At 69.9% G+C, this 8,002-nt stretch carries 9 protein-coding genes; 4 read left to right on the forward strand and 5 right to left on the reverse strand.

All coding sequences use genetic code 11. The features are described 5' to 3' along the window. A partial coding sequence (locus H0W38_RS11205) for an exodeoxyribonuclease III (protein ID WP_292453918.1) occupies positions 1–360 on the forward strand: 360 nt, incomplete at its 5' end. Positions 361–445: 85 nt separating this feature from the next. Beyond that, complete coding sequence (locus H0W38_RS11210) at positions 446–1,729, forward strand: amidase (protein ID WP_292453920.1); 1,284 nt, start codon at positions 446–448, stop codon at positions 1,727–1,729. Positions 1,730–1,881: 152 nt separating this feature from the next. Here the strand turns inward: H0W38_RS11210 and H0W38_RS11215 are convergent, their stop codons facing one another. The 4 genes from H0W38_RS11215 to H0W38_RS11230 all read right to left on the reverse strand — a co-directional run bounded on the left by H0W38_RS11215 (position 1,882) and on the right by H0W38_RS11230 (position 6,176). Continuing rightward, positions 1,882–2,553, reverse strand: coding sequence for a carboxylesterase (locus H0W38_RS11215; protein ID WP_292453922.1), 672 nt, complete (start codon positions 2,551–2,553; stop codon positions 1,882–1,884). 197 nt (positions 2,554–2,750) lie between these two features. Continuing rightward, a complete protein-coding gene (locus tag H0W38_RS11220; protein ID WP_292453924.1) occupies positions 2,751–3,653 on the reverse strand; it encodes a transglutaminase family protein in 903 nt (300 codons plus the stop codon). A 13-nt stretch (positions 3,654–3,666) separates the two neighbouring features. Continuing rightward, the gene (locus H0W38_RS11225; RefSeq protein ID WP_292453927.1) at positions 3,667–4,650 is read right to left on the reverse strand and encodes a M48 family metallopeptidase; all 984 of its coding nucleotides are present in this window, start codon (positions 4,648–4,650) and stop codon (positions 3,667–3,669) included. Between the two features lie 11 nt (positions 4,651–4,661). After that, on the reverse strand, positions 4,662–6,176 hold the full coding sequence (locus H0W38_RS11230; RefSeq protein WP_292453930.1) for an MFS transporter: 1,515 nt from the start codon (positions 6,174–6,176) through the stop codon (positions 4,662–4,664). A 132-nt stretch (positions 6,177–6,308) separates the two neighbouring features. Here H0W38_RS11230 and gstA point away from each other — a divergent pair, with 132 nt between their 5' ends. Beyond that, entirely contained in the window at positions 6,309–6,917 is a 609-nt protein-coding gene (gstA, locus tag H0W38_RS11235; protein ID WP_292453932.1) for a glutathione transferase GstA, read from the forward strand. A gap of 26 nt (positions 6,918–6,943) precedes the next feature. Next, positions 6,944–7,660, forward strand: coding sequence for an SDR family NAD(P)-dependent oxidoreductase (locus H0W38_RS11240; RefSeq protein WP_292453936.1), 717 nt, complete (start codon positions 6,944–6,946; stop codon positions 7,658–7,660). An 87-nt stretch (positions 7,661–7,747) separates the two neighbouring features. Here H0W38_RS11240 and H0W38_RS11245 read toward each other — a convergent pair. After that, a partial coding sequence (locus tag H0W38_RS11245; RefSeq protein WP_292453938.1) for a DNA-3-methyladenine glycosylase I occupies positions 7,748–8,002 on the reverse strand: 255 nt, incomplete at its 5' end.

An 8,002-nucleotide genomic window follows, 5' to 3' on the forward strand; every position in this document is an offset into this window, starting at 1 on the left:
CGCGAGTTCATCCTCGTCGGGGACGTGAACATCGCGCACCGCGAGATCGACTTGAAGAACTGGAAGAGCAACCAGAAGAACAGCGGCTTCCTTCCCGAGGAGCGCGCCTGGATGACGCGCGTGATCGACGAGCTGGGCCTGGTCGATGTGCACCGCACCCTGCGCCCCGATGACACCGGCGAGGCCTACACCTGGTGGAGCAACCGCGGCCAGGCCTGGGCCAAAAACGTCGGCTGGCGCCTCGACTACCAACTGGCCACGCCGGCACTGGCGCAGGCGGCGCGCACCGTATCGGTTTACAAGACCCAGCGGTTCTCGGACCATGCACCGCTGACCATCGATTACGACCTCGAACTCTGAAACGAGCCGCCATGCACGCGTCCAGCCTCGGCCCTGTCCCGCTCCTCGTCGGCGGCTTGATCTTCAAACCCAAGGCACTTGCCGCATGAAGACCCACCGGCTCAACGAACTGCCGGCCTGGCAGGCCGCCGCGCTGCTGCAGCGGCGCGAGCTGCAAGCGGAAGACTTGCTTCGGGCCTGCCTGGAGCGCATCGAGGCCCGCGAACCCGACGTGCATGCCTTCGCCGTACTCGATGCCGACGCCGCCCTGGCCGAGGCGCGCTCGCTGGACGCCGGCGCACTGCGCGGCCCGCTGCACGGCCTGCCGCTCGGCGTGAAGGACCTGTTCGACACGGTCGACCTGCCGACCGCCTACGGCACGCCGATCTACGCCGGCCACCGCCCGGCCGCCGATGCCGCCGCCGTGGCCCTGTGCCGCGAGGCTGGCGCCGTGCTGCTCGGCAAGACGGTGAGCACCGAGCTGGCGACGATGCAGCCGGGGCCGACGCGCAACCCGCACGACTTCGCGCACACGCCCGGCGGCTCGTCGAGCGGCTCGGTCGCGGCGGTGGCCGACTTCATGCTGCCGCTTGCGCTCGGCACACAGACGGCCGGCTCGATCATTCGCCCCGCCGCGTATTGCGGCCTGGTCGGCTACAAGCCAAGCCTGGGTCGCGTGCCGCGCGCCGGCATCAAGCTGCAGTCGGAATCCTGCGACACGGCCGGCGGCTTTGGCCGCAGCGTGCGCGATGTCGCCCTGCTCGGCGCGACGCTGCTCGACGATCCGCGCCTGAACGATGCCCGGGCGCCTGAGGCGCCGCGCATCGGTCTGGCGCCGACGCCCCAGTGGCCGCAGGCCGACGCCGACATGCAGCGCGTGTGGACCGAGGCCGTGCGCGCCTTGGCCCCGCTGGCAGCGGACTGCTGCGACGCGGCGCTGCCCGAGGGCTTCGCGGAGTTGGTGGCGCTACAGAAGGCCGTCATGTGCTTCGAGGCGGCACGCTCATTGACGCATGAGCGCGTGCATCACCGCGAGCGCCTCAGTCCGGCGCTGCGCGCGATGCTCGACGAAGGGCTGGCGATCGACGGCGTGCGCCATGCGGGACACCTTCGAAGCGTGGCGCAGTGGCGCCTGCGTATCGATGCACTGCTCAAGCGCCACGACGTGCTGCTCACGCCGAGCACGATCGGCACGGCCCCGTTGTTCGAGACCACCGGCGACCCGGTGTTCTGCCGCGCCTGGTCGCTGCTCGGTCTGCCGTGCATTCACCTGCCCTTCGGCTTCGGCGCCAACGGTCTGCCTGTGGGCCTGCAGTTGGTCGGCCGCCAGGGTGATGATCATGGGTTGCTCGCCGCCGCGCAGTGGGTGCACGAGCGGCTGGAAGGCTGAGGGGCCCCGGCTTCACCCGGCGTTCTTTCGTTTGGCACCACCCTCACCCCAACCCTCTCCCGCATGCGGGAGAGGGAGCAACGCAGCTCCGGGCGCTGCTGCCGAAGCAGTTCGCCCCTTCCGCGCGGAGCAATTCGAGAGGCCTTCCGTTCTTAGCCAAGCACTCGCAACAACCAGCGGTTGAGGTCGGCGACCTCCTGCGGGCACACCGAGTGCGGCATCGCGTACTCGTGCCATTCGACCCGATAGCCCAGCGCGAGCAAGGCGTCCCGCGACGCCACGGCACGCGCCATCGGGATCACTGGGTCGCTGCGGCCGTGGGCCAGGAAGATCGGCAAGTCGTGCGTCGCCGGGTTGCGCTCGGCGGCGGTCTTGGCGGCCAGCGGCAGGTAGCCGGACAGCCCCGCCAGCCCGGCCAGGCGCTCGCCGTGGCGCAGGCCGGCCAGCAGGGTCATCGCGCAGCCCTGGGAGAAGCCCGCCAGAACGATGCGCGACGCCGGAATGCCACGCGCACATTCGCCGGCAATGAGTGTTTCGATGGCGGCCAGCGAAGTGCGCAGGCCGGGCTCGTCCTCGAGCCGGTCGAGTTCGGTGCCGAGCAGGTCGTACCAAGCGCGCATCGCATAGCCGCCGTTGATCGTCACCGGACGCACCGGCGCGTGCGGGAAGACGAAGCGCACGGACCCCACGGCATCGAGCTGCAGCTGCTCGCAGATCGGCACGAAGTCGTTGCCGTCGGCGCCCAGGCCGTGCAGCACGATCACGCTGGCGCGCGGGTCGGGCGCGGTTTCGATTTCGATAGCTTCGAGCGGCGAATGCGGCATGGCAGTCAGGCAGATGAACAAGCGGGTGGAACGAACATGCCGCGTCGACCGGTAGCCGGTACGGCGGGGGGCATGCGGAGGATTGTCATCGCCGAGGGCGCGGCCGGTCGGTCAAGCCCGAGCGGGCTCGCGCTCGTTGCCTCGCTCGGACCGGCAAGTCACAACAGGGGTGCACGATGCGTGGAACGCCGCCAACGCTAGCCGAAGCCGGCCCGACGCCGCACCCGCACCTCGGCGGTCATGCCAAGGTAGGCGCCGGCCGGTCCGAACCAGCTGCCGGAGATCGGCGCAGCGTGCGAGGGATCGCGCGCCACGCCCACGCGGATGAGCTGGTGGTCGCCGTACAGATTGTTGGTGGGATCGAACGGCACCCAGCCCGCACCCGGCAGGTAGGCCTGCAGCCAGGCATGGGTCGCGCCTGCGCCGGTGACGGCATCGCCCGAGGCGGCGCCCTCGTCGTCGAGCGAGGGGTCGTACAGGTAGCCCGAAACGAAGCGGGTCGCCACGCCCAGGCGGCGCGCCGCTTCCATCATGAGCAGCGCGAAGTCGCGGCAGCTGCCGCTTTGCAGAGCCAGCGTCTGCAGCGGCGTCTGCGTGCCTTCCTCGTCGCGCGACAGGTAGGCCAGCGTGCTGCGGATGTGCTGGTTCATCTGCATCAGCACGTCGCGCGTGCCGGTCGGCCCGTCGGTGCGGATGAACTGGCGAGCCCAGGCGGTCAGCACGCCCTTGGGGTCGTCGTGGTGCGGGCGCAGGTACTGCTCGAGGTCGAAGCGGTCCTCGACCGAATAGGCGAAGGGAAAGTATTCGGCCGAAGGCTCGAGCGGGAGTTGGAGATGATCGCGCGGCGCATGTTCGATGGTGAAGGAGCACACGATCTTCAGCGTGTCGGCGACGCCCCGCGGCTGCACCAGCGCGACCGAATTCGAGTGCGGATCCTGGATCATGCGCACCTGCGCCTCGGGGCTCACCTCGAGGTCGGTGGCGAGCACGCGCAGGTCGTGGCTGTCGCGCGGACGAAACATCACGCGGTGCTCGCCGAAGCCGACCGGCTCGCGGTATCGGTACACCGTGGTGTGGGTGATGTCGTAGCGAATCGGCATGGTCCGGCGCGCTTCAGCGCGCCTGCTCGCGCGTGGGCGTGCGCGGTGTGGTGGCGCGGCGCTCGGTCATCGGCTCGAAGCGCTGCGCCGGCTTGGGCGCACGGGCGTACAGCGGCTGCACCTTGGGCAGATTGGACTTGATCACGCTGATGCGGCTGCTGTTGGACGGGTGGGTCGAGAGCCATTGCGGCGTCGCGCCCTGGGAGGCTTTGGACATCTTTTCCCACAAGCGAACCGCCGCTTGCGGGTCGTAGCCGGCGCGCGCGGAAAGCTCCAGGCCCACGAGGTCGGCCTCGGTTTCGTCTTCGCGGCCGAAGCGCATGGTGAGGAGCTGCGTGCCGATGTTCGCGGCGATGTCGCCGATCGAGCCCAGGCCCAGCAGTTGAGCGCCGAGCGACAGGCCGATGCTGGTGGCGCTGCCCTTGCCGATGCGCTCGCGCGCATGTTCGCGCAGGGCGTGCGCCATTTCGTGGCCCATGATGCTGGCGACTTCGGCGTCGTCGAGCTGCAGGCGCGAGAGGATGCCGCTGTAGAAGGCGATCTTGCCGCCCGGCATGCAAAAGGCGTTGATCTGCGTGGAGCCGAGCATATTGACCTCCCAGCGCCATTGGCCCGCGCGGTCGTTCCATTCGTCGGTGAAGGGAATGATGCGCTTGGAGATCGAGCGCAGCCGCTGCACCTGCGGGTGCGACTCGGGCGCCAGCGCTTTCTTGCTGCTGGCCTCGGCCATCATCTGCGTGTATTGCTGGGTCGCGGCCTGCTCGACCTGTTCGGCCGAGACCAGCTTGCTGAAGCTCGACTGGCGGCCCACATCGACACCCTCGCGGGCCCAGGCCGGCAACGCCGCCGTTGCGCCGGCCGCGAACAGGGCCGCGCCGAAGCGGCGCCGTTGCGGCTGCTGCGGGCCGCTCCCGGTGCTTGCCGGGGACGCATTGAACGCGGCGAGGGCCGAACACAGGCCGCAGCGGTAGCGGGTCGGGGGAGGGGCAAGGTTCATCGCGGTCTGATTCAGGGAGCGGCTTCGCGTTCCAGCATCCGTCGTACGTGCGGCAGCAGCAGATAGGCCGGAAACGCGAGCCAGAAAGTCAGGAAGAAGTAGACCGCATAACCGAGCTCCTGCGCGCCGATGCCGCCGGCCCAGCCCGCCACGGCGCGGCTGAACGCGAAGATGCTCGACAGGATGGCGTATTCCGTGGTCGCGCGCGCCTTGCTGGTGATGCCCATCAGGAAGGCCAGGAAGGCCCCGGTGCCCAGCCCGCCGGTGAAGCTTTCCAGCGCACTAGCGGCATAGACGACCGCCTGGTGCACCGGCTCGACGCCGACCGTGGCGGCCGCCCCCGGCGTCAGTAGCGGCACCCAGTGCGCCGCGCCGGCATAGCCCAGGTTGGACAAGGCCTGCCACAGGCCCAGCACCCACAGGCCGCGGAAGATGCCGCGTTTGTCTACGTACCAGCCACCGATCAGGCCGCCCGCGATCGACAGCGCCAAGCCCAGGTTCACGCTGACGAAGCCGATCTGCCCTGCTGTGAAGCCCGCATCGACCCAGAAGGGCTTGACCATGAAGCCCATCGCCGCGTCGCCCAGCTTGAAGGTCAGCACGAACAGCAGCACCGCCAGCATGCCGGGGCGCAGCAGCAGCTCGACCCAGGCGCCGAACACCGGCCCGTCGCGCAGCGCCAGCGCCTGCGGGCCGCGGGCGGCGTTCACGAGCAGGCCGGCGCCCAGGAACATGAGCCCGACCGGCAGCAGCCCGCGGAACCACCAGGTTCCCGCCACCTCTTGCACGGCGCCCCACTCGAAACTGCGCGCCAGCGGCCCGAGCGCCGGCCACAGCAGGCCGACGAGGACCAGGCCGAGCGCGACGAGGAACATCGGCTGCTGCCGCAGCAGCTTCAATTCGCTGGCCACGCTGCTCGGCGGCGGGCCAGCGCGCGGTTTCTCCAGCGGCGCAAACAGCGCCATGCAGGCGTTGAACACGAAGGCGGCGGCGCCGAACGCATAGGCCGCGCTCCAGCCCAGCCAGCCGGACACCATCAGCAGCACACCGGCCGTCAGCATGCCGGCGCGGTAAAAGCCGATGCGAAAGCCGTTGGCCAAGCCGTATTCGCGCTGATCGAGCAGCTCGATCGTGTAACCATCGGTGGCGATGTCGTTGGTGGCCGAGAGCACGGTGAACGCGCCGATGGCCAGCCACACCCAGGGCCCGAGCGCCGTGCCGGCCAGCGCGAAAGCGACCATCACGCCGGCCATGCCGACGTTGGCCGCGGCCACCCAGCGCCGGTGGTGGCGCGCCCAATCGACCACCGGCGCCCACAGGAACTTGACGGTCCAGGCCAGGCCCAGCAGCGACAGCAGGCCGATGTCGGCCAGGTTCATGCCCTGCTGGCGGAAATGAACGGGAAAGATGTCGTAGAAGACGCCGAGCGGCAGGCCTTCGCTGAAGTACAGCAGCGCGACCCAGAACAGCTTGCGACGGTAGGCCGGAACGGGAGCCGGGGCGAGCGCAGCGGACGGGGCGGTCATCGAGGCGATTCTAGGGAGGCCCTTGCCGCAGTCGGCGGCACGAAAGCACGCCACACCCTCGGCGCACGCGGGGCATCTCGGCTCGCTACAGTGCTTCGCACCGCGCAGTGCGCACCCTCACAAGGCCTTTACATGAAGCTTTACTACGCCCCCAGCGCCTGCTCGCTGTCACCCCACATCGCCCTGCTCGAAGCCGGCCTGCCCTTCACCGCGGTGTCGGTCAACCTGAAGACTCACCAGCTCGCCGACGGCAGCGACTTCCATGCTGTCAATGAAAAAGGCTCCGTGCCGGTGCTCGAGTTGGACGACGGCAGCCGCCTCACCGAAGGCCCGGCCATCGTGCAGTACATCGCCGACCAGGCCAGCGACAAGCAGCTCGCGCCCGCCAACGGCACCATGGCCCGCTACCGACTGCAGGAGTGGCTGAACTTCATCACCAGCGAACTGCACAAGGGCTTCTCGCCGCTCTTCAACGCGGCGATGCCCGAAGAGGCCAAGGCATTGCACCGCGCCAAGCTCGGCGAGCGGTTCGGGTGGGTCGATGGCCAACTGGCCGGCAAGAGCTTTCTGACCGGCGAAACCTTCACGGTGGCCGACGGCTACCTGTTCGTCGTCGCCCGTTGGGGCAAGGGAGTCGGCGTCGATCTGGCGCCGCACAAGAACGTGGAAGCCTTCATGCAGCGCGTCGCCGCAAGGCCGGCGGTGCAAGCGGCGATGAAGGCCGAAGGCCTGCTCAAGTGAGGCGCTGAAGCACAGGCGGGCGGCCGGTGCGCAGCCTGCCGAATGGCTACCGGGCGCTGGTGCTGGGCGCGAGCGGCGCGATCGGCGGCGCCTTCGTCGAGGCGCTGCAAGGCGACCCGCGCTGCGCCGAAGTGCTCGGCCTGAGCCGGCGCAGCGAACCCGCGATCGACCTGCTCGACGAGGCCAGCCTGATCGCGGCGGCCGCCAGTCTGCAGGCCCGCGCACCGATCCACCTGATCGTCGTGGCCACCGGTGCGCTGCACCAGCGGGTCGGCGGCCGCACGGTCGGGCCGGAGAAGCGGTTGGGAGAGCTAGACCCCGCCGTGCTGGCTCACACGCTGGCGCTCAACGCCATCGGCCCGGCGTTGGTCGCCAAGCATTTCCATGCGCTGCTGCCGCTCAGTGCGCGCAGCGTCTTCGCGGTGCTCAGCGCGCGGGTCGGCAGCATCGGTGACAACCGCAAGGGCGGCTGGTACGGCTACCGCGCGAGCAAGGCCGCGCTGAACCAGCTGTGGCGCACGGCGGCCATCGAGATCGCGAGGCGCCGGCCCGAGGCGGTGCTCGTCGCACTGCAGCCGGGCACCGTGCGCAGCGCACTGACCGCGCCGGTGATCGGCGCCGAGGCGGCGGACGCCCTCGCACCGTCTGAAGCCGCGCGGCGCCTGCTCGCGGTGCTCGACGGACTCGGTCCCGAAGACACCGGCGGCTTCTTCGCGAACGACGGCGCGCGCGTTCCGTGGTGAGGCCTTGAGGTCAGGTCGCGACCTTGCCGCGGTCCGAGCGCGCCTCGTCGGTCGCCGCCCGGCGCGCGGCTTCAGGTGCGACGCCAGTCAACGCGGCAGCGCCAGACCGGCGCGAGCGGCAAGTGCCGCCTCGCGCACATGGCAGCCCTCGAGGTGATCGTTCACCAGCCCCATCGCCTGCATGAAGGCATACACGGTCGTGGGGCCGACGAAGTTCCAGCCGCGCCGCTTCAGGTCCTTGCTCATCGCCATGGATTGCGGCGAGCTGCTGATCGCGCGGAGTACGTCGTGCGTGAACATGGGCGGGCGCGACGCGGGCGCCGGCTCGAAGCCCCAGGCATA

Source organism: Methylibium sp. (assembly GCF_013817365.1).
In the GTDB taxonomy this organism is placed as follows: domain Bacteria; phylum Pseudomonadota; class Gammaproteobacteria; order Burkholderiales; family Burkholderiaceae_C; genus Methylibium.